The organism is Bradyrhizobium sp. CCBAU 53338 (assembly GCF_015291665.1).
GTDB lineage: Bacteria > Pseudomonadota > Alphaproteobacteria > Rhizobiales > Xanthobacteraceae > Bradyrhizobium.
Genome location: NZ_CP030049.1, coordinates 622,777 through 641,331, shown reverse-complemented (window position 1 = coordinate 641,331; position 18,555 = coordinate 622,777). Strand labels below are relative to the sequence as shown.

Annotated in this window: 19 protein-coding genes; 8 read left to right on the top strand and 11 right to left on the bottom strand. The window is 57.1% G+C overall.

What is annotated here, in order from left to right:
- Positions 1-633: a CpaD family pilus assembly lipoprotein gene (locus XH90_RS37195; protein ID WP_128929710.1), complete on the top strand. Its 633-nt coding sequence runs from the start codon at positions 1-3 to the stop codon at positions 631-633.
- 166 nt (positions 634-799) lie between these two features.
- On the opposite strand, the gene XH90_RS37190 is transcribed toward XH90_RS37195, so the two are convergent.
- The 11 genes from XH90_RS37190 to XH90_RS37140 all read right to left on the bottom strand — a co-directional run bounded on the left by XH90_RS37190 (position 800) and on the right by XH90_RS37140 (position 9,485).
- The gene (locus tag XH90_RS37190; RefSeq protein ID WP_128929711.1) at positions 800-1,837 is read right to left on the bottom strand and encodes an EscU/YscU/HrcU family type III secretion system export apparatus switch protein; all 1,038 of its coding nucleotides are present in this window, start codon (positions 1,835-1,837) and stop codon (positions 800-802) included.
- Positions 1,834-2,649 carry a type III secretion system export apparatus subunit SctT gene (sctT, locus tag XH90_RS37185; protein ID WP_128929712.1) on the bottom strand — a complete coding sequence of 272 codons (816 nt, stop codon included), beginning with the start codon at positions 2,647-2,649 and terminating at the stop codon, positions 1,834-1,836. Before sctT ends, XH90_RS37190 begins: the two co-directional genes overlap by 4 nt.
- 263 nt (positions 2,650-2,912) lie before the next feature.
- Positions 2,913-3,188 carry an EscS/YscS/HrcS family type III secretion system export apparatus protein gene (locus tag XH90_RS37180; RefSeq protein ID WP_128929713.1) on the bottom strand — a complete coding sequence of 92 codons (276 nt, stop codon included), beginning with the start codon at positions 3,186-3,188 and terminating at the stop codon, positions 2,913-2,915.
- Position 3,189: 1 nt separating this feature from the next.
- Positions 3,190-3,855: a type III secretion system export apparatus subunit SctR gene (gene sctR, locus XH90_RS37175; RefSeq protein ID WP_128929714.1), complete on the bottom strand. Its 666-nt coding sequence runs from the start codon at positions 3,853-3,855 to the stop codon at positions 3,190-3,192.
- A complete protein-coding gene (gene sctQ, locus XH90_RS37170; protein WP_128929715.1) occupies positions 3,848-4,921 on the bottom strand; it encodes a type III secretion system cytoplasmic ring protein SctQ in 1,074 nt (357 codons plus the stop codon). Before sctQ ends, sctR begins: the two co-directional genes overlap by 8 nt.
- A gap of 44 nt (positions 4,922-4,965) precedes the next feature.
- The gene (locus XH90_RS37165) at positions 4,966-5,502 is read right to left on the bottom strand and encodes a hypothetical protein (protein ID WP_128955093.1); all 537 of its coding nucleotides are present in this window, start codon (positions 5,500-5,502) and stop codon (positions 4,966-4,968) included.
- Positions 5,478-6,833: a type III secretion system ATPase SctN gene (sctN, locus tag XH90_RS37160; protein WP_128929717.1), complete on the bottom strand. Its 1,356-nt coding sequence runs from the start codon at positions 6,831-6,833 to the stop codon at positions 5,478-5,480. Before sctN ends, XH90_RS37165 begins: the two co-directional genes overlap by 25 nt.
- The gene (gene sctL / locus XH90_RS37155) at positions 6,830-7,453 is read right to left on the bottom strand and encodes a type III secretion system stator protein SctL (RefSeq protein WP_128929718.1); all 624 of its coding nucleotides are present in this window, start codon (positions 7,451-7,453) and stop codon (positions 6,830-6,832) included. Before sctL ends, sctN begins: the two co-directional genes overlap by 4 nt.
- Complete coding sequence (locus XH90_RS37150; protein WP_232995592.1) at positions 7,450-8,082, bottom strand: nodulation protein NolU; 633 nt, start codon at positions 8,080-8,082, stop codon at positions 7,450-7,452. Before XH90_RS37150 ends, sctL begins: the two co-directional genes overlap by 4 nt.
- Before the next feature lie 10 nt (positions 8,083-8,092).
- Positions 8,093-8,959 (bottom strand): type III secretion system inner membrane ring lipoprotein SctJ, encoded by an 867-nt coding sequence (gene sctJ, locus XH90_RS37145; protein ID WP_128929719.1) that lies wholly within the window; start codon positions 8,957-8,959, stop codon positions 8,093-8,095.
- Between the two features lie 10 nt (positions 8,960-8,969).
- On the bottom strand, positions 8,970-9,485 hold the full coding sequence (locus XH90_RS37140; protein ID WP_232995593.1) for a nodulation protein NolB: 516 nt from the start codon (positions 9,483-9,485) through the stop codon (positions 8,970-8,972).
- Between the two features lie 207 nt (positions 9,486-9,692).
- Between XH90_RS37140 and XH90_RS37135 the strand changes: the two genes are divergently transcribed.
- From XH90_RS37135 to sctV, 7 genes are all read left to right on the top strand, one after another.
- On the top strand, positions 9,693-10,364 hold the full coding sequence (locus tag XH90_RS37135) for a nodulation protein NolW (RefSeq protein ID WP_128929720.1): 672 nt from the start codon (positions 9,693-9,695) through the stop codon (positions 10,362-10,364).
- A 715-nt stretch (positions 10,365-11,079) separates the two neighbouring features.
- Positions 11,080-12,873 (top strand): HrpF/NolX family T3SS translocon protein, encoded by a 1,794-nt coding sequence (locus tag XH90_RS37130; RefSeq protein WP_128929721.1) that lies wholly within the window; start codon positions 11,080-11,082, stop codon positions 12,871-12,873.
- Between the two features lie 1,209 nt (positions 12,874-14,082).
- Complete coding sequence (locus XH90_RS37125) at positions 14,083-14,316, top strand: hypothetical protein (protein WP_128929722.1); 234 nt, start codon at positions 14,083-14,085, stop codon at positions 14,314-14,316.
- 106 nt (positions 14,317-14,422) lie between these two features.
- Positions 14,423-15,316 carry a hypothetical protein gene (locus XH90_RS37120; RefSeq protein ID WP_128955094.1) on the top strand — a complete coding sequence of 298 codons (894 nt, stop codon included), beginning with the start codon at positions 14,423-14,425 and terminating at the stop codon, positions 15,314-15,316.
- Positions 15,317-15,348: 32 nt separating this feature from the next.
- Positions 15,349-15,885 (top strand): hypothetical protein, encoded by a 537-nt coding sequence (locus tag XH90_RS37115; RefSeq protein WP_128929724.1) that lies wholly within the window; start codon positions 15,349-15,351, stop codon positions 15,883-15,885.
- A gap of 2 nt (positions 15,886-15,887) precedes the next feature.
- Positions 15,888-16,310 carry a histidine kinase gene (locus XH90_RS37110; RefSeq protein ID WP_128929725.1) on the top strand — a complete coding sequence of 141 codons (423 nt, stop codon included), beginning with the start codon at positions 15,888-15,890 and terminating at the stop codon, positions 16,308-16,310.
- Positions 16,311-16,320: 10 nt separating this feature from the next.
- Complete coding sequence (gene sctV, locus XH90_RS37105) at positions 16,321-18,438, top strand: type III secretion system export apparatus subunit SctV (RefSeq protein WP_128929726.1); 2,118 nt, start codon at positions 16,321-16,323, stop codon at positions 18,436-18,438.
- Positions 18,439-18,555: the final 117 nt, after the last annotated feature.

Below are 18,555 nucleotides of genomic sequence, written 5' to 3'. Positions count from 1 at the left end.
ATGACCTTGCGAAACCTGGGCCACTTGATTGCCGTAGCGGCAACCGTAGGCGGATGCACACATAATGCTGCGATCTATTCTGAGCCGACTGATCAAGCGATTCAAGTGGAGCAGAAGACCAGTATCTTGCGACTACAGAGCCTTCGTCGCGCCGAGAGGTATGGTCTGCGTAATTTCATTGCGAACGCCAGCCGCGGTCGGCGGGATGCACTCCATCTGGACGTCAGTGGTTCGCCCCGGCTCATTACGCAGGTGGCTCATGAGGCCCGCGAGATGGGCGTTCCCGCCTATAATATTCGCCGGTCCGCTTCCCCCGTAGATCTGCCCAGCCATTTCGGTGTCCAAATCGAGGCGATCATTTACGAAGCACGTCCTCCGCTCTGTCCATCCCTTTCAATCATCGGCCCTTCAGTAGACGACAATTCTTTCAATCCAACGCTCGGCTGTTCGATCCGCAATAACCTCGCGGTCACGGTCAACGATCCCGGCGACTTGCTCGAGAACAGAGCTATCTTGCCAACCAGTGGTGACCGTGCGGTGCTTCCGCTTACCGCACGGGGAGGTCTCGCCGCAGGCAACAAGAGCCACTTGGAAAGTGACACTCATAATCGCATTGCGTCAGAAGCCCAATGAGCACTCTCAATGGCTGAGCGGCAAGAGCATTGGCGATACTCTGGCGGCCAACTTCCGCAGACGCCACGATCTGCTTCCGCCTTTCCAGACGACGTGACTTACAGATCAAGTAGCGACTGGACGTCTTTGACTAACACGCCCGAATGCATCGCATTGCCGCGCCAAGCTAGACCAGGCCAGCGGCAAAGACTGCCTTTGCAACCCCCTCGAAACAGTCCTTCGGAACGGCCTTGCCCATTATTCCCTTTCGGATCAGCTGACGCGCCAAAGCAGGTTCCTGAATAATGCTCAGATGCAGCGCCCTCGCCTGATCAAACAACTGTGAAGCAAGTTCGTCCTCACCGCGGCATACCAAAACCGGCACTCCGGTCTGTCCACGAACGTAGCGCAGTCCAACTAACATCGCGGGGCCCGTCAGTATCAATGTGGCCCGATTGACTCCGAGCGGCGGCTCACTCGCCGATTCCCGACGAAGCCGGCGGTGTTCGCCCTTTACATGTGGGTTGCCTTCCTGCTCCTTAGACTCGCGCTTCGCTTCACTCTCCGTCATGCGCATGTCACGCAAGAATAGCCAGCGCTGAATTAGCAGGTCGGTCAAGCCGCCGATCAGAAACGCCCCAGCAGCAATTTCAATTAAGAATTTGACCTCTTTGAATACAAAGCTGAAACAACCCAAACCGCAGACAGGCAGGTACACCAGCGCCTTCCAACTTGCGAGTGAGGTGAAAAACAGCGTTACGCCGAGAAGGAACACTTTGATCAACGACTTACCAAGCTCGACAAGCGACTTCTGAGAGACAATCCGTTTGAGCCCTTTGATTGGATCCAATTTCTTAAGGCTTGGTTTCAGCGGCTCCACGGAGAACGTCAGCCCACCAGCAGCCAAGACACTGGCTAGAATGCCTGCAGCCACGGCCGCTCCAATGATTGGGGCAACGCTCGTCAACGAAAGTTCGATCAATCCGACCAGTGCCTGCTGGACCGCACTGTTGAAGGGCTGCCCCTGCAGCTTGTCGACGAGCCGCACCCCCTCACGCCATACGCCCTCGATCGCGCCCGCTCGGAAACATAGACAGCCGAATGCGGCGCAAATGCTAAGCGCGCTCACAAAATCGGCGCTGCGCGGGATCTGTCCCTTCTTACGCGCCTGCCGTAGCTTCTTGGGAGTTGGCGGACGCTTCTTCTCTTCGCTCGAGTCGCTCATTTTAGGAACTTCCCGAGCCACTCCAGCACTCCGTAGGACTGGATAATCTCCGTTCCCATGTATTCCATGAGGAAGACGGTGTAACTCACCATGATGATGCCAAAGGCGGCGTTCTTGATGGTGGGGGAGAGGTCGTTCAGCTTAATTTGCGGCGCAAACCGCCCTAGCAACATGAGGGATATCTCAATCAGGAGCAGCAGAGCCAGCACGGGTCCGGAAAATAGCAGGGCCGTGTGCATGATATGATCGAGAAGCGCTACAACTTCCATTGCCCCTTGCATTGTCAGAGGAGGTAGTAGCCGGTACACGGGCCAGATCAGATAGCTGCCATACAGGCACCGAACCATCGTCTGTAGACCTCCAGACGCAACGAAAATAGTAACCCCAGCAGTTCCGAGAAAGAGACCCGTGGCGGAGGCCTGGCTGCGCGTCGCAGGATCGTCCAACTGGCTTGAAACGCTCCGTTGCGTGTCAATGATGTCGCCAACTGCCTGGATGCTCCATAGCGGTATACTTAGGAACATCCCGAACAGCAGGCCGACGAATATCTCTTTGAGACCGAGGAACGCGACCGCGGCCAGACGGGTGGCCGGATCTAGAGTCTGCAGACCGGCCTTGACATGCGCAAGGCATGGCAGTCCAATCACGATCGTCAAGCTTGTGCGGATCATCCCGCTAATCTGCGGCCGCGTGAATACGGGAAGCACCAACATAATGCCTAAGGCCCGCGCAGCGCTAAGGCCCGCTGCAACGACGAACTCGACAGCACTCTGAATTAGAGCTTGCGCCTCGGTGGGTGACAAAGCATGCATTCGCGGCGCTCGTTGTTCGCCTCAGCTAATCTAACCGGTTCCGCTCGCCGTGCCTTAATGTTTGACGCCAAGGCCGCAAATAGTCGGCGGTGTTCGTTCTAATAGCGCTCAACGAGAGCACCAGCCGCACTGCGAGCCCGCAGGGTAGGCCGTCGATCCCCATACTCTCATGCTCGCTCGACAAACTGGCCAGCCACTTTGGTAATTCACCGGTGATGTCGATGGGCGGTTTTGTCCTCACAAACTCGGCCTTCGGTTCCTCACTAATACCTCGATGTGAGAGAGGGGAACTCCGTGAAGATATGTTTGGCCTGTTCGATAAGCGGCGCACTCAGCACCCGAGAAAACAGAACGAGCACGGCGACGACGACGAGGAGCCTCACGGTTAGGGGCAAGGTTTGATCCTGGAGCTGCGTTGCCGCCTGTATTATGCCAACACCCAAGCCGGCCACGAGAGCTGCTAGGAGCGGTGGCAGAACCCACATCATGAAGAGGACGAGCGATCGGGTCAAATGCGTGAGGATGCTGGTCTCGTCCATATTAACCTCCGGCCGTGGCGTAACTTAACACCAACCCGTGCATGAGCCGCGACCATCCGTCGATCGTGACGAACAGAAAGAGCTTAAAAGGAACAGATATCATTGTGGGCGATACCATTGACATGCCCATGGCCATCAGAATCGTCGTTACAATCAGATCAATCGTGATGAATGGAAGATAGAGAAGGAAGCCGATTTCAAAGGCACGCTTTAATTCCGAGATCAGAAAGGACGGTACAAGAATCGCAAAATCATCCGCTGTAGCGTTTGCCCGCATCTCCTCTGACCAAACATGTTCTGTGGATGACAGGAAGAACGTGCGCTGCTCCTCACTGCTGAACTTTTTCAGGTGAGCGCGCAGCGGCTCGCTTCCCTCCTTAGCGGCTGTCGCCCAGTCATCGAGCGTTTGGTAGTGAAGTTGCGGGGCGGTAACGTGGTTGTAGATCTGCTCCAGCACTGGAGCACCAATGAAGACCGTAAGGATCAATGCAGCGCCATACAGAACGATGTTCGGGGGTATGGATTGGGTTCCGAGCGCGTTGCGCACGAGGAAGAGAACGACGGAAACTTTTATGAATGCCGTCGTCGTGACAACTGCGAACGCCAGCAGACCGAGACCGACCGTCGCTGCAAGAAGTGCAGGAATGCCTGGCTGAATGTCAGTCATTGACCGCCAACCCACCACGTAGCCTGATGGCCAGTTCCTCCCCGACACGCACGATGTCGCCGTGGCCGATCAATCGACCATTGGCAACAATGTCAACCGGACGGTCAACGGGACGGCCAAGTTCAAAGACATGCCCTTCGTTGACGCTCCTCAACGTACCCAGCGGGATAGGCCAACGGCCGCATTCGAACACGAGCGTAATCTCAATGCTGTCGATGTCGGTTTCCGAGGGCAGGGTCGATGGCTGGGTTTGGGGTCGTGTTGTCATATATGCACTCTTGAGAGGGTGGGGTTGCAGGCGGAAGGGTCCCCGCAAGATTAGTCTGTCGCCAGCAATCTCCGCCGGCGCCCACAATTTGTCCGCAGTCAGGATGACCTGACCGCTCGCAAAGGGAATGACGTCCGGCAACAGCGCATCGCCAGTTTGTGCTTGGCGAAGAAGCCCGACGGACACGCGCAGCGAGCTAATCTCGCTGGCAACCATGATGGGCAACTCCGGGGAAAGCTTGCGCATTTCTCGGGGCAATTGGCCAAGCATCTCGCCTAACTTACAGAAGGCAGCCGGAACCGGACCCTCAAGAGACGAGAATAGGAACAGCCGCGCCTTGCCCACGAGCGCCCCGTAGACGATGTCGAGTTCCAGATAAGGACCTTCCATCGTTGCTTCGTCGATGCGGATAATTTGCAAATCCTGCGCTAGCAGATGCTCTACTCGAGTGAACCATGGTTCAAGCGCAAGTTCGAGGACGAAAGAGCGGGCTGGGTCCGAAGGTAACGTAAGGCCATGCTGCACTGTCGAAATCAATGCCTCCGCCAACTGGCGCGGCACCGACAAGACGGCCATTTCGGCTCCGACGCGAAATACACAATCAAGCATCGGCGCGGTCGATTGCTGCGCCTGCCACACAAGCCGGTTAATACATATCGAGACCGGCGTATCGCCAAGGCGGCTCTTCAGAACCGTTCGCCGGGGGGCCATCAAATTGAGGCACGAGACCGCGCTATGCGACAATCTTAGCCGCGGCACGAATCGTGCCGGTTCACCGACCGCATTTTCCGCGCTCATGTTCACGGGGTCGGCAGTTCGCGCCGACATAAGAGAAGCAGCCATTAAATCAAAACGCCAATTGCCTGGCTTCGCGAGCCACTCTGATACCGGAGCAAGACCTCATCGTCCGTTTCGATTTGAGCTGCACACTCCGAGCAAGCGTTGGTCGAGCGCTGCACATCGCACTCAATCTGCTGCCATTTCTGGCTCGCCGCCGAACGCTTGGCCCACACGACCCGCGCCTCAACAACCGCCGCCTGGGCCTGCTGTTGAGCGATGCGCGCTTGCTCAAGCACCTGGCGTGCAGTTGCGATCTCAGCTGTGAGGCGTCCAATGACGAGATGAAGCCTACGGTCGAGTTCGGTGACGCACATCCTGTTAGACGATGCGAGTTCTAAATAAAGTTCAGCTTCGAGGCTTGCGCGGCGTTTCTCGGCGCTGGCGGCATTCTTGGAAGCTTTCTCCATCGCTTTAACCGCAATTTGGCGTTCGGCTTGCGTATTGGATAATTGACGAAGCGCACTTCGCTCCCTCATGTCCTTCACCAGCCGCAATTTCGACGCTTGGCTGGGATTCAGTCGGTAAGACGCGACATCCACGTGATGGCCTCCTCAAAGCTGGACGGTTCATCCTGCCCCTGGCGCAAGAAATTCCGCAAGTCCTCGATCGACGCGATTGCTCGGTCGGTCAGCGGATCGCCCCCTGGCTTGTACTCACCGACCTTGATCAAAAATTCGGCCTCATCATAGCGCGAAAGAAGATCTCGAAAGAAAGAGGCGGCCTTTCGATGTGACACAGAGACGACCGCATCCATCACGCGACTTCGGCTCGACAACACGTCGATGGCCGGAAAATGCTCTCGCGATGCGAGCGCGCGTGAGAGAATGATATGACCATCGAGAATACCGCGCGACTCTTCGGCGATTGGATCGCCTGTCCCGTCACCTTCGACAAGTACGGTATAGAAGGCCGTGATCGAGCCCTGCTCGCCCATACCGGCACGTTCCAACAGAGCCGGCAGCAGCGCAAAGACGGAGGGAGGAAAGCCTCGCCGCGTCGGAGGTTCTCCCGCGGCTAGGCCGATTTCACGCATCGCGCGGCTGAAGCGCGTCAACGAATCCATCATGAGAACGACCCGCTGTCCCTGATCACGAAAGTACTCGGCGAGTGCCGTCGCCGTATGAGCACATTGCGCGCGCTCCATTGCCGACCGGTCGGAGGTCTCAACGACAGCGATCGTCCGATCGATGGCATTGCCAATATGGCGCTCGATGAATTCACGCACCTCACGTCCGCGCTCTCCTATAAGCGCAACGACGGTGACCTCAGCGTCCGCGCCTTTAACAATCTGCGACATCAGCGTCGACTTGCCGCAACCAGCGTCTCCATAGATTCCGATCCGTTGGCCTTCGCCACACGTCAGAAGTCCGTCGAGCACGCGGACGCCGAGCGGAAAAGGCTGCTCGATCCCCCGCCGCCTCATTGGGTTGGGTGCCCTGCCGCGTAGGGGACGAGTGTGGGTCGTCTTTATTGGCCCCTTCCCGTCGAGCGGACGGCCGAAGCTATCGATGACGCGGCCCAGCAAATCGGCACCGACCGCAACTTCCTGCATTCGCCCGGTCGGAACCACTTCCGCACGGCTAGACATGCCTACCATGTCGCCGATTGGCGTGAGCAATACTCCATCCGGCAGCAGACCGACCACCTCCGCATCAAGTGACCATCCCGTACTGTGATCCTGCAATAGGCACAGCTCCCCAACGTGGGCCCCGGGCAGCACGGCATGGACCAAGGTGCCGACGGCTCGGGTGACTCGTCCGCGCACAGCACGCGTATCGACATGCTTTGCCGTAGATTTCAGAGATGATAATGCTGCGTGCACCGCGCCTTCAGCAGCCGCATTGCCATAGCTTGGCCTTTGGGAAGTCATTGTTCGTCCTCCTGAACAGGCGGAGCAAGGGCGAGGCGCAGTGTGCGGAGCTGCGCGGCAAGTCCTAGATCGACATTACCAAACTCACTCCACAAAACGCATTGGTCCGGCGTTAGAGCCGGGTCCGGATCAATTCTGACCTTCGGACGCCCATGCGTTCCATGGAATGACGCGAACTCGCATGTCATGGCATCGACGTTCACAGGAGACACATGAAGGCGCAATTCCGCACCGCCATATCTTTGCTCGATAGCGTGACGAACCGACCTCACTAACATCTCGCCCGGATCGAACGAGCCCACCAAGTCGTTCAGGACCTCAATGACAAGTTGTGGCAGCTCCTGTTCCAGCACGGCTTTTCGCCGCGCCAGCTCAGAAGCAGCTCGAGCAACCAGCCGCGCCATTTCGTCCGAGCCTGTCTTCAGGCCTTCGGAGTGCCCGCGCGCCTGCTCGCGATGATAAGCGTTCCTTGCCCAGTTGCGAACCTGCTGTAGATACCGCTGAGCTAGCGCGCGCGTCTGTACCACATCGCACCAGATCCCAAGTTCCGAGGCTGGTATGACTGGACCCACCGGACGTATCTGCGGGCGTTCTGGCAATGCTGGCTCACCCGCGGTCATGCCGGCCGTGTCTCTGCGGCCAAATGGGTCATCACCAAAGACATCAATTGGCCCGCGGCTTTGTGATGTTCGGCGGCTGGACTCTCCGCGGCAGTCCCGACAGGCAAGCAGAGAAGCACGCGCGTACGGTCGAGTTCTGAGGCTCGCTTGAGGAAAGCGCCAAGGCAGGCATATCCGTCATGTGCAATCCGCTGCGAAAGTTGCTCCGGATCGACAATCAATTGGGTTTCGACGGCGCTGGATACATGTCGGATAGCGAAAGCATGTGCTTCCGCACCAATATTTCCGATCAGTGGAGCAAGATCATGCTTTGACACCAGCTTCAGTACCGAACGGGCATGCCAAATGCCGCCAGCGAGCAATGCCGCACGATGCGGATCATGCCCAAGCAAAGCGCCCCTTCCCCAGCTACTTCCCTTCAAGACCAGTTCACTGCCTAGGAGCAGTTCGACTAGTCTTTCCTGTAGTCTGGGAGTTTTCTGCAGTTGCAGCACTGTAGACGCCGCCAGCGACGCATCAAGACGTTCAGCAAAACGGCTTGGATGGATTATCGCAGCAAGCTCCCGCGGCCGACCGGAATGTTGGTTGAGCAAATGATTTGGTTCGTTGGATGTCATCGTTGCGGACATTGCATTCGGCCTATCTCGCATCGGAGTTCCGCTTTTTGCCAGCGGCTAGGACGGCGGGCATACTCGCCGCTGTGTCAATATTCGGCACTTTCCGCCAGAATTGACCTAGCTGGCGCACACGTGTGCTCAGCAGCACGTAAGATAGAATGCCGACCGCGGCGCCGACACCCCCGACCACGATCGCAAGAAAGGTGGCTGACGTGAACTTGGTCGGGTGGATCGAAGCAGCTGCTGGTGCAGAGAACATCTCATGCTGCGCTCGCTCAACCGGCACGAAAACGACGGCCACCTTGTCGTATGATAGTCCTTCAATGCCATTGGCGACGAGCATCTTGATTTGGGGCAACAAGGCTGAGAGGTTCGCATTGGAACCATGTCGAATGAAGACCGACGCCGAGGACGGGGTCGCATCCTGTCGCAAAAGGTCGTTCTTCGGCAAGACAACATGAACCCGGGCGGAGAGAACCCCATCGATATCATTGATTGTGCGCGACAATTCTTCGCTTAGGGCATAAACGTAACGAGCGCGCTCCTCAACTGGGGACGCAACCAGGCCGGATCCCTTGAACACCTCCCCAAGATTCTTAAACACCTGGCGCGGCAAGCCCTGGCCATTCAGCAGTTCTATCGAAACGGCCAATTGCTTTTCTTCGACCTGAATCGTGCTGCTACCGTCCTTAGCGACAACACGGACTGCATCGACACCCTTACTAAGGAGAAGGGCAAGCATCTCGTTGGCTTCACGCTCCTGAACTTTCGTATAGAGATCGGCCTTGCAGCCGGCTAGCAACAGCACAAGCGGCAATAGGAGAACGGCATGCACCTGCCTTCCAGAAGTCGCGCCGCGACCGATCTTTCTTTGCGCGAAAAGAACCATCAACCGCCGCTCAGCCCGCTGATAGCAGCTTATTCAGAGATGAACCGACGGCGCCAGCACTCTTGGAGATGAGCGAAACCTGAATGACGCCGTTGTAAACATCCCGCAGATTCTGCAACGTCGACTCGAAATTGTCGGCACCTTCTGGTTTTCCGATAACATGGACATCGACTCCGTCCAAGCGCGAGATAGGCCGCGCGGCGGGCCCAAGCTGGACGCTCTTCGAAGGGCCCGGCTCGCCGATCGAAGGGAGTCCGGTCGAAGGATATGGTTTGCCTAAGTGCGCTCCAAAAAGATTCTGCAGAATGCGATCGCCCAGTGGACCTGTCTGCGCGACTGCACGCTGAACCTCCGGTACAGGTGGCGCCAACGCGCTGTCGGCCACCAAAGAGGCGGCGCCTTGTTTCGATGCCGCCTTTGCAAGATGCTCATGAAAGTTGCCCGGCGCCGATGAACACCCCTCGGTGAGACACTCGCCGAGGTTGGCAGAGATCGGCATCGCGCCAAACATCACGGAAGGAATCATTGCTCTCGCGTCTATTAGCTGTCGTTGCCGGGAACGGCTCGGCACCCTAGCGAGCCGAGCTGACCAAAACCTGACGTGGATCAAGAGCTACGTCATCCAAAAATCACGATTGGCTTCCAATTTGCGACGAAGTTCGTCTTCCAACTTTGGAAGAGTACCAGCGCATGACCGCCTGGAATACTCAACCACACCACGAGGCTGCACACGTTGAAGAACATTCTAATTGTTGGTGTTTTCATCTCCTTGAGCGCGGTTAGGGCGCTCGGCGCCACTCTAGAGCTGCCATCCACGCCTTATACTTACACAGTTCTGGATCAGGATCTCGCGGCCGCACTGCAGGAGTTCGGCAACAATTTGAATATTCGAATCAATGTCAGCACCCATGTAAAGGGGCGGATTCGCGGGCGCATGCCGGATCTCGCGCCGCGAGATTTCCTCGAACGCGTGACCACTCTTTATAATCTTCAGTGGTACTATGACGGGCTGGTGCTGTACGTATCCGACGCGCACGAGGCGGAAAGTCGCCTGCTTGTCTTAAACCCGGTCACTTTCGATGCATTCAAGGCGGCACTCGATGCACTCAAAATTTCCGATGAACGCTACGTCGTGAGAGCCGCACCGGAAGATGGACTGGTCTTCGCTTCTGGTCCGCCTCGCTTCATCGCGCTCGTCGACCAAATGCTCAACGGCCTAGTGGCGGAGGCCCAGGCGCGACGAACTCTTACGACAACCGCAAAGCCGGCGCCCGCGTCGGTCTTGATGTTGTTTCGGGGCTCCTCAAGTACGGTTATTCGTGATGGACGACCGGAGGGACCTGTTTTGCCCGAGGCGACGCATCAAGATAACGTGGCTCACGCGCCCGGCCCAAGCCAGAGATGAATTGGACAGCAAAAGTCGCTTACAACGGCGCTCAATGCGGTCGCGGCTTTCTTTGTGAGCATGTTGAAAGCTGATGCTGTCGGCATGAGAGCCCGAGACCTAGACGGTGATGCCTTCAACTGGAAAGGTGGGCAGCATCATTCTTGCGCTGGCTACGGCTTTAGCTCCACTCAACGATCGACGATCTCAACCGTTTGAGTACATTTGCCGGCAAACGGTGACTGATCCCATAATGCTTCATGGCGCTGACGGAGCAGACGCTAACCCTCTCGTAACGGGCCGTAAGCGCGCCCACTCGCCATCGCCAGACGACGCGGCAGTATCATTTAATTTTGTTGCACGAACCCGCGCCGATCTTCCGCGGATTGCAGGCCCGAGTTCCCATTTTTGCCATCTGCCGCGTGAGGACGCGACGGAGTGGCAGACACTTTTGGGGGGATGCGGGTATTGCGCAACACCGCATTCATGTCCGTTCGCGCATTCCGCTGAGCGCCGTCAGCTTCTCGAAAGCTAACTCCCGCTACTATAAAAGGGGGTGAATATCTAGCAGGCAATGAGCCTGTTGATCGGGACCTGAGCACTGGACGCTCACTCAGCCGCCGGGAGCAGCCGCCAGGAGTTGTTGGATCTGCCCATCAACACTTGGTGTTCGTCGCGAACTCGGGCTGCACGGTGTGACAGGACGGTGGCGCAATCTCACAGCACAGGATGTATAATGTCAGTCAACAACCTATCCCTCGCCGCCAACTCGAACGTGGCTTTGTCCGGGCTTGCCCCCGGGCTCACTCCGGCGCAAGAGCTGTCAAGTTTCGAGGCGGTGCTTGCGAGCTACGCCTTAAATGACACGACCGGCGATCATTCCGCACCACAGGATTCGGCCTCGGAGTCGACTAAGAACCTGACGGAGGAGCTCATACAGCTGACGGGGAATATCGTGCCACCCGACGTTAGGGCTGCATTGGACGCAGAAGCGTATAGCCAGCCCCCGCAGTCAACCTCTGCTGCGGCCTCCACTGCGATTGCAGCGGCGCCAGTACCCAGCTCACGGATTACATGGAACAGTGGCACTCTGACTGACACCGAGTTGCAGATTGTGTCGGTGCTGAACCGTCATAAAGATAAATGCCCCCTAGATTGGAAGTCGCTCGTAGATTTGGCGACGGACCCCTCCACACCGCCGGATCTGAAGACGGCGATCGAAGCATTGCAGCAGGATCCGGAGCTCTTCTATGCGATAGGCTCACAAGGCGATGGCCGCTGCGGGGGGACAATCAAGGCAGGAGATCTCTCCGGCTTCTCCGATCATCACTCACAAGTGGCTGCATTCCAGGAGCAGCAGGCGCGGCGCTACGAGCATAACTACGTTCCGTCGGACGGCACCGGAAACGGCCAGCCCTGCGTTATGACCCAGACCGACGCACTGCGTGAGCTCTATCGCTATTCTGATAATTTGCCCAAGAACCTGAGCCTCGCGGATTTCAGGCAGATCGTTGATGGCGAGGCTAAAACGGGTAAATGCCCACCTCAGGTTCTCGCAGCCGCGAGATACTTCCTCAATCATCCAGAGGAATGGAAACAGTTGTATGGCGGCTCGGTAGATAAGGTCCACAAAGAGGACTTCTTGCAGATGGCTTCGTCATCGATGAACCTCACGCATGCCGAGTTGGATACGCTAGGTACGATCAATAAGAACCAAGCGGCTTTTTTCGGGAAGGGTGACCTGACCCGGGAGACGCTCACTAGTATGGTCGATGACAAGAGTCTCGCCCCGGACGTGCGAAAGGCGGCCTCCCAGCTGTTGTCGGATCCTCTCTTGTTCGGATTGCTGAACAACTCGATCACAGGCTACAAGACCCACCACAAGTTCTTCGACTTCGGCGGCGGCCATACGGTCGATTCCGGCAACATCAGCAGTAACGATTTCACCCATTTCTTCAGCAACATGTCCGGCGCGAACCGCACCGCTCACCAATTGAAGCAGCACGCTGTTCAGCCGGCTGCCGACCAGGCGGCCGTCAAGGACATGATGACGGGCGTGGCGGACCAGCCGGACGTCAAGTCACCCAAGAAAAACGGAGGTGCCTTCATGCACGCCTTTGATGAAGTGCTCAAGGTGGGCTCCAACGTGCTTGACTGGGCTGCGACGGCAGTTGGTGTACTCGGCTTCATTCCAGGTTTGGGGGAATTGACCGATCTCGCGTCAATGATACTCGAGAGCGAGGCGCAAGCAGCAAATCTTCTGCACACAGCCATCACAGGCGGCAACATAAAGCAGGCGCTGGAAGAAGCGGGACTCAATCTTGCGGCACAGGCGGTGGGTTGTATCGGCGGCCCGGAGGTCAAACTAGCCATGCGCGAAGGCTTGACGAAGCAGGCAATTCAAGAAGCCGCGACGGCCGGCGTCAACCTTCCGGTCTCGATGGCACAATCTTACGCGGAGGACTATTTGAACTCCCTAAAGGAGCGGATTGAGTCCGCGGACATGCAAGCTGCAGGCGTTTACAGCTAGTCAGAGTGACTTGGGGCTCTCGGCTCACAACTGCGTGGCTAGACGAGCTTGCGCAGCCCTCGTGCGGTTGGGTCTCCACTCCAAACCGGTAGGGGCTCGCAAGCTTTGCCAGCATGTTCGAGCTCCTTACCCACATCCGACGACTTTGCTTCGCCGGTTTTCACCATGGCCCGCTTTATGTTTGGCTGGACTCGACCGGTGCTTCGAGAGCAGCCCCAAATGCGGCACGTCGTCGCAACAGTTCGATAGGCGGCCGTCCGGTTCCAACAGCCGACGCTGAACTTGTCGACTTTCTTAACACCGGGACAGAACGAGATGATGTCGACGAGAAGGCACACGCCGCACTGAGATGCGCAATAGGGCAGAACGAATGAGACCAAGGGCGACCGCTCGAGGCTTGCCCTTTGCCCGCTCAGCGGGAAAGTGCTCGATGACGCTGAGGGCTTAGCAGACTTGGCGGATTTGCCTTGACGCTCTAATCGCTTCAGCACGCTTAACATTCCAGGTCGTGTTTGATCCGATCTAGGCACATCGCCGCCTGCGCTTGGCAGGGAGAAATGTCTTAATGCCTTACCTGATGGAGATGCCGCCGGCGACGGCGAGCGGGACGTTATAGCATCTCGGCCTCAAAGCCTGATGATCAACGAGACCGCCCGATCAACCGGCTTCATAACATGATCGTCTTTCTTGGTGCCAACTGTCTGATCTCCACACGTGGCCGATGCACCAATCACGTCGAATTCGTTAATCCGCCAAAACCGGTTGAATTTCTGAGATCCGTCAGCTTGTCGAAAGCTAATGCTCGCACAGTGAGGAAAGCCACGACGGCATGACCACCTTGACATAGGAGACGCCTTTAATGCGCATTCCGAGTTCAAGCGCCACTGCGCGCGTTGCTCCTGACTTCCATGCTGCTCGTGGTGACAAGAACGGCTCCCGCACACCCGACGACAATGACAATCATGGTCAATCGCCTGGTACAAGCAGCGCTGGAAATGGCACGTCAACTCCGGACAGTAGCTCGCAAGAGGCCGCGTTGCGCCAAGCATTCAACGCCGCTCTCGGAGCCGCGGCTGTCCAAATGGCAAGTAATGCAATGGCTCGTTTCCATGAGGCCATTAGCGAGGAGGATTCCTGACGCCGGATGTTGCGGCGTCGGGAAATAGGAGCCGCCAGGAGCGGCGACACCCGAACACACAGGAGAACAATATGCCTTCTAAAATTGGTGCGACTACTGCCTCGGTCGCAGGGGGGGCCGCTGGCACCGCTACGGCCGCAGTTGGTGCTGCAGCTGCTGAAGTCACCGGAGACGCCGCTTGGCACGCCCAAATCGCCGCTCTGACTGCTGAAACCACCAAAGCGACTGAGAGGGATGTGCAACTTCGCATCGTTTCAACAGAGCTCACGACGATCAAGAAGGTCGCCGACGAGCGGGTGCAGTAACGGAGGAGGTGGGACGACGTCGTCGTTCCACCTTTCTTCGCCTGCGTAAGCTGCAAAGCTCGCAACGAGCCGTACGGCTCTCTCGCTGTTCAGGAGACCGTCGACCGTGAATGAACCACACTCCCTGCATTTCGAGGTGCTGTCGGGGCTTTACTCCGGGCTGACCGGCAAATTGGGCTTTGGATCGAGCCTGATTGGTAGCGACCTGGATGCTGACTTGGTTTTCATCGAACAAGGGCTCGAACGTCATCACTTTCGTATCACCCCCCATCACAATTCGATTGAAATCGAGCCTCTTGCGCCGCAAGTAAGGATAGAGGGACAACGGGCACTTCTCCCGAACGAGCGCGTTGCTGTTTCTCTTCCCGCCGTCATCCATGCGGGCGAGATGTCCATCCGTTGTTCCATAGAGGATTCCAAACAAGCTGGCTCCATCAGCCGCTGGCTCGGATCGACCGCGGTACTCGCCTCTGTCCTGATCAGTTCCGTCGCGGTCGGCGCCGTCTCAACGAGTTTCGTCGAGACGGACAGCGCTGTTGACGTGAACGCCGACTTGCACCGTAACGTCGACGTTGCACCTAAGCTGGCGCCCAACGCTCCTGATGCTCCGACCGCCGAAGCAGCTGCCACACGGCTGCAAGAGGAAGTTGATCGAGCGGGCCTTTTTGATATCAAAGTCCGATCTGAGCCGGGTGTTGTCGCTGCTGACGGTACCGTAACGCGCGCTTCTCTCCCAAAGTGGCGGGAAGTTCAAGAATGGTTCGATCGCGATCGAAAGGACGCATATGTTCTCGTCAATGCAGTCGCCATCAGGGAGGAGAAGACGCCGTCCTCGATTTCCGTCGAAGCCGTTTGGCGAGGAAGTGAGCCATATCTGGTCATCGCTGGTCAAAAGTATTTCGTGGGCGCGCTGTTGAATAACGGATGGACCGTCAATGGGATTGAGGAACGACGTCTGCTGCTGAGCAGGAACGGCCGGCTTGTTGCCCTCCCCTATTAGAGTTTCAGCCCGCGAATAAGGAGGAAAGACTCATGACTAGGCTGTCTGAGCATTCGCTTGAGCCCGGCGCCTCTTTTGAGGAGCTCAAGGTCGACGACAACCCACCTGCTATTACGCCGGCGACTGCTAGAGCCACGGAATCCGCAATCGAGAGAACTCATGCAAATGGTGGCAAGAGCTTCGCGATTTTCCAGGATGATCCCCCGCAAGATCTGCCTGTTGTCTCCGCGATCGTAACCGCACTGGACCTTACCTCTATTGATCCCGTTTCGCGCGTCAATGTCAACGAGGCGCGCGGCGAGATTGGTGAGATCAAGCCAGGCTCAGAACTTGCTTGGCTTAATGGTCCCAGTCTCGCGGACAACCTGCTCTCCTTTGTCACGCCGCGCCTATTTCATTCGCATGTTTTGCGCCCAGAGAAGCAGGGCATTCTTCTCGAGCGTTTGGCCGATACGCTCTCGGCCGCGCCAGAGAGTTCGGTGTCTCGTGAAGACCTCGCGATTGTGCAGTTGGAGCTGCGACGGTTAATTCTGCTCCGGCAGAATGACAACGGTTTAATCAAAGGCTAGCAATGGCCGCGCCTGACGGAGAGCAACACCTCACACCTGCTCCGCCGCCACACTTATCACGTGCCGGTGAGGTTTTGCACATCACAAGAAGGGAGCGTGATTTGCTCTGCGCGCTTTCGTATGTCCATCTTGCCTGCGGTCAGAGCGCACAGAGCCTGGCTCTGTTGCAAATCGTAGCTCACGAACATTCTTACGACGTCGAGCTGCTCCGCATTCTGGTCTACGCTCTGATCTCGGAGGGCCACGGTGACGACGCATTGGCGGCACTGGACAGGTTAGACAAGCTTGACGACGACCCGTCTTCGCGCCTGCCTTTGATGGTCTTGCGCAGTCATGCGCTTCGTCAGGCCGGCCGCATGGCCGAGGCACGCGCACTCTTCAAGAGCTATGTTTCATTGCGGAGCGCTGCTCCAATCAAACAATAACAGGCTTCTCATGGCCAATACCCTGCATAGTCTCATCGTGCGCGCACCAGCTAACCCAGATTTGATGGTCGCGTTGATGCTTCTTCTGGCGATCGGAATGATGATCATGCCGATCCCGATCGTATTGATCGACATGCTGATCGGCTTCAACCTCGGCTTTGCCATACTGCTGCTGATGGTGGCCCTGTATCTCAAGACGCCGCTTGACTTTTCGTCCTTGCCAGGCGTCATCCTGATCTCGACCGTCTTTCGCCTAGCGCTTACCGTCGCGACGACGCGGTTGATTCTTGCGGAGGGGGATGCCGGCAGCATCATACATACATTCGGCGATTTCGTTATATCCGGCAATATCGCTGTTGGCATCGTCATATTCCTCATTGTGACCATGGTGCAATTCATGGTTCTCGCCAAAGGCGCAGAACGGGTCGCAGAAGTGTCGGCGCGTTTCACGCTCGACGCGCTTCCGGGCAAGCAGATGGCAATCGACGCGGAACTGCGCAACGGGCACATCGATCAGAACGAATCTCGCCGTCGGCGAGCGGCGCTGGAGCAAGAGAGCCAACTTCACGGCGCTATGGATGGCGCTATGAAATTTGTGAAGGGCGACGCCATCGCCGGGCTCATAGTTATCTGCATTAACATGCTGGGCGGCATCACAATCGGCTTGCTCTCCAAGGGCATGCCCCTGGAGGAGACGCTGCATCAATATACGATCCTCACCATAGGTGATGCGCTAATTTCGCAGATCCCGGCTCTGCTGCTGTCAATTACGGCTGCAACCATTGTCACTCGTGTCAATGGTCCTTTGCAGCTCAATCTGGGTGGCGATATTGTCAGCCAACTGACGGCCAGCACGCAAGCGCTGCGGTTGGCCGCCGGCGTCCTGATTGTGATGGGGCTCGTACCGGGTTTCCCTTTGCCTCCGTTCATCATGCTGGCCGTACTCTTCGGCGCGGCGAGCTTTGTCAATGTTGGCGTGCAGCGCGCCAAGAACGCCGCCAAGACGGAGGTCAGTAGCGCCGGTACGCCTCAAGCTCCATCGCAGGGTCAGAAACAGACCTTGCCTGCAGAGGCCCTTCCAATCGCGCTGTTCCTCGCACCAAACCTTGCAGGTGCAATCGACAAAGAGGAACTCGAGCAGGCAATCGTGCGAATATCGACACTGGTCTCATCTGATCTTGGTATCACAATTCCGCGCATACCAACCAAGATAGACCAGCTTTTACCTGAATCGCAATTCAGGGTAGACGTTGAGGGAGTGCCCGTTGGGCGAGATTTTGTGGATCCGACGCAACTCATGCTCAACGACGACGTAGCGAATATTGAATTGAGCGGTATCCCCTTTCGGCAAGACGTAGAGACAAATCGGATTTGGATCGAACAACTTCATGCGCCGGCTCTCAAAGCAGCCGGGATAGGGTATCACCGTCCGAGCGAAGTCGTCGCCTTGCGCGTCCAGTCGACATTGATGCGCTATGCACAGCGCCTGGTGGGCATTCAGGAGACCCGACAATTGCTGGGCCGAATGGAGCAGGAATATGCCGATCTGGTGAAGGAGGTGCTGCGCACGATGCCGGTTCCCCGGATCGCCGATGTCCTGCGCCGCTTACTGGACGAGGGCATCCCAATTCGCAACACTCGCTTGGTCCTGGAGGTGTTGGCAGAATGGAGTGAGCGCGAACAAAATGTTGTGTTGCTTACCGAATATGTTCGCTCCGGTCTGAAACGGCAGATCTGTCATCGCTATGCCAACGCCCACCGTGTCGTGGCAGCCTTTATCGTAGAGCGCCACACCGAGGATATCGTGCGCGGTGCGGTGCGCGACACCGCCGTGGGTCCTTATCTCGTTTTGGACGATTGCGATAGCGAGATGCTGCTTTCGCAGTTTCGCAAGATCCATTCGAGCATCGCACGCGGTCAGAGCCAACCCGTCATTCTGGGTTCGATGGATATCCGGCGTTTCGTCCGGGGTTTTCTCACCCGCAACGGGATCGACCTTCCTGTTCTTTCGTATCAGGATCTCGCTGCGGATTTTACGGTTCAGCCGATTGGATCCGTCAAGCTAGAGGCTTCACAACATAAGACTTCCCCAGGAGAGCGTCGTGACCCGATCGCCGCAACCAGCTAACAAAGGCACAGCAGTGGTCGTGAGATAGCAGTTGAATTTATGTAAAATGAATGTCTGGCGGCGGTTGTTCTCACTTGATCCGAAGTTATACTCAGCCATCCTCGCTCCGCTTGCCAT

Bases quoted from the DNA above. Each gene is read 5' to 3' on its own strand.
- sctR (WP_128929714.1), bottom strand. From the start codon at position 3,855: ATGACTGACATTCAGCCAGGCATTCCTGCACTTCTTGCAGCGACGGTC.
- sctQ (WP_128929715.1), bottom strand. From the start codon at position 4,921: ATGAGCGCGGAAAATGCGGTCGGTGAACCGGCACGATTCGTGCCGCGG.
- XH90_RS37150 (WP_232995592.1), bottom strand. From the start codon at position 8,082: ATGTCCGCAACGATGACATCCAACGAACCAAATCATTTGCTCAACCAA.
- XH90_RS37130 (WP_128929721.1), top strand. From the start codon at position 11,080: ATGTCAGTCAACAACCTATCCCTCGCCGCCAACTCGAACGTGGCTTTG.
- sctN (WP_128929717.1), bottom strand. From the start codon at position 6,833: ATGACTTCCCAAAGGCCAAGCTATGGCAATGCGGCTGCTGAAGGCGCG.
- XH90_RS37180 (WP_128929713.1), bottom strand. From the start codon at position 3,188: ATGGACGAGACCAGCATCCTCACGCATTTGACCCGATCGCTCGTCCTC.
- sctT (WP_128929712.1), bottom strand. From the start codon at position 2,649: ATGCATGCTTTGTCACCCACCGAGGCGCAAGCTCTAATTCAGAGTGCT.
- sctJ (WP_128929719.1), bottom strand. From the start codon at position 8,959: ATGGTTCTTTTCGCGCAAAGAAAGATCGGTCGCGGCGCGACTTCTGGA.
- XH90_RS37115 (WP_128929724.1), top strand. From the start codon at position 15,349: ATGACTAGGCTGTCTGAGCATTCGCTTGAGCCCGGCGCCTCTTTTGAG.
- sctV (WP_128929726.1), top strand. From the start codon at position 16,321: ATGGCCAATACCCTGCATAGTCTCATCGTGCGCGCACCAGCTAACCCA.
- XH90_RS37140 (WP_232995593.1), bottom strand. From the start codon at position 9,485: ATGATTCCTTCCGTGATGTTTGGCGCGATGCCGATCTCTGCCAACCTC.
- XH90_RS37190 (WP_128929711.1), bottom strand. From the start codon at position 1,837: ATGAGCGACTCGAGCGAAGAGAAGAAGCGTCCGCCAACTCCCAAGAAG.
- sctL (WP_128929718.1), bottom strand. From the start codon at position 7,453: ATGACCGCGGGTGAGCCAGCATTGCCAGAACGCCCGCAGATACGTCCG.
- XH90_RS37125 (WP_128929722.1), top strand. From the start codon at position 14,083: ATGCCTTCTAAAATTGGTGCGACTACTGCCTCGGTCGCAGGGGGGGCC.
- XH90_RS37195 (WP_128929710.1), top strand. From the start codon at position 1: ATGACCTTGCGAAACCTGGGCCACTTGATTGCCGTAGCGGCAACCGTA.
- XH90_RS37110 (WP_128929725.1), top strand. From the start codon at position 15,888: ATGGCCGCGCCTGACGGAGAGCAACACCTCACACCTGCTCCGCCGCCA.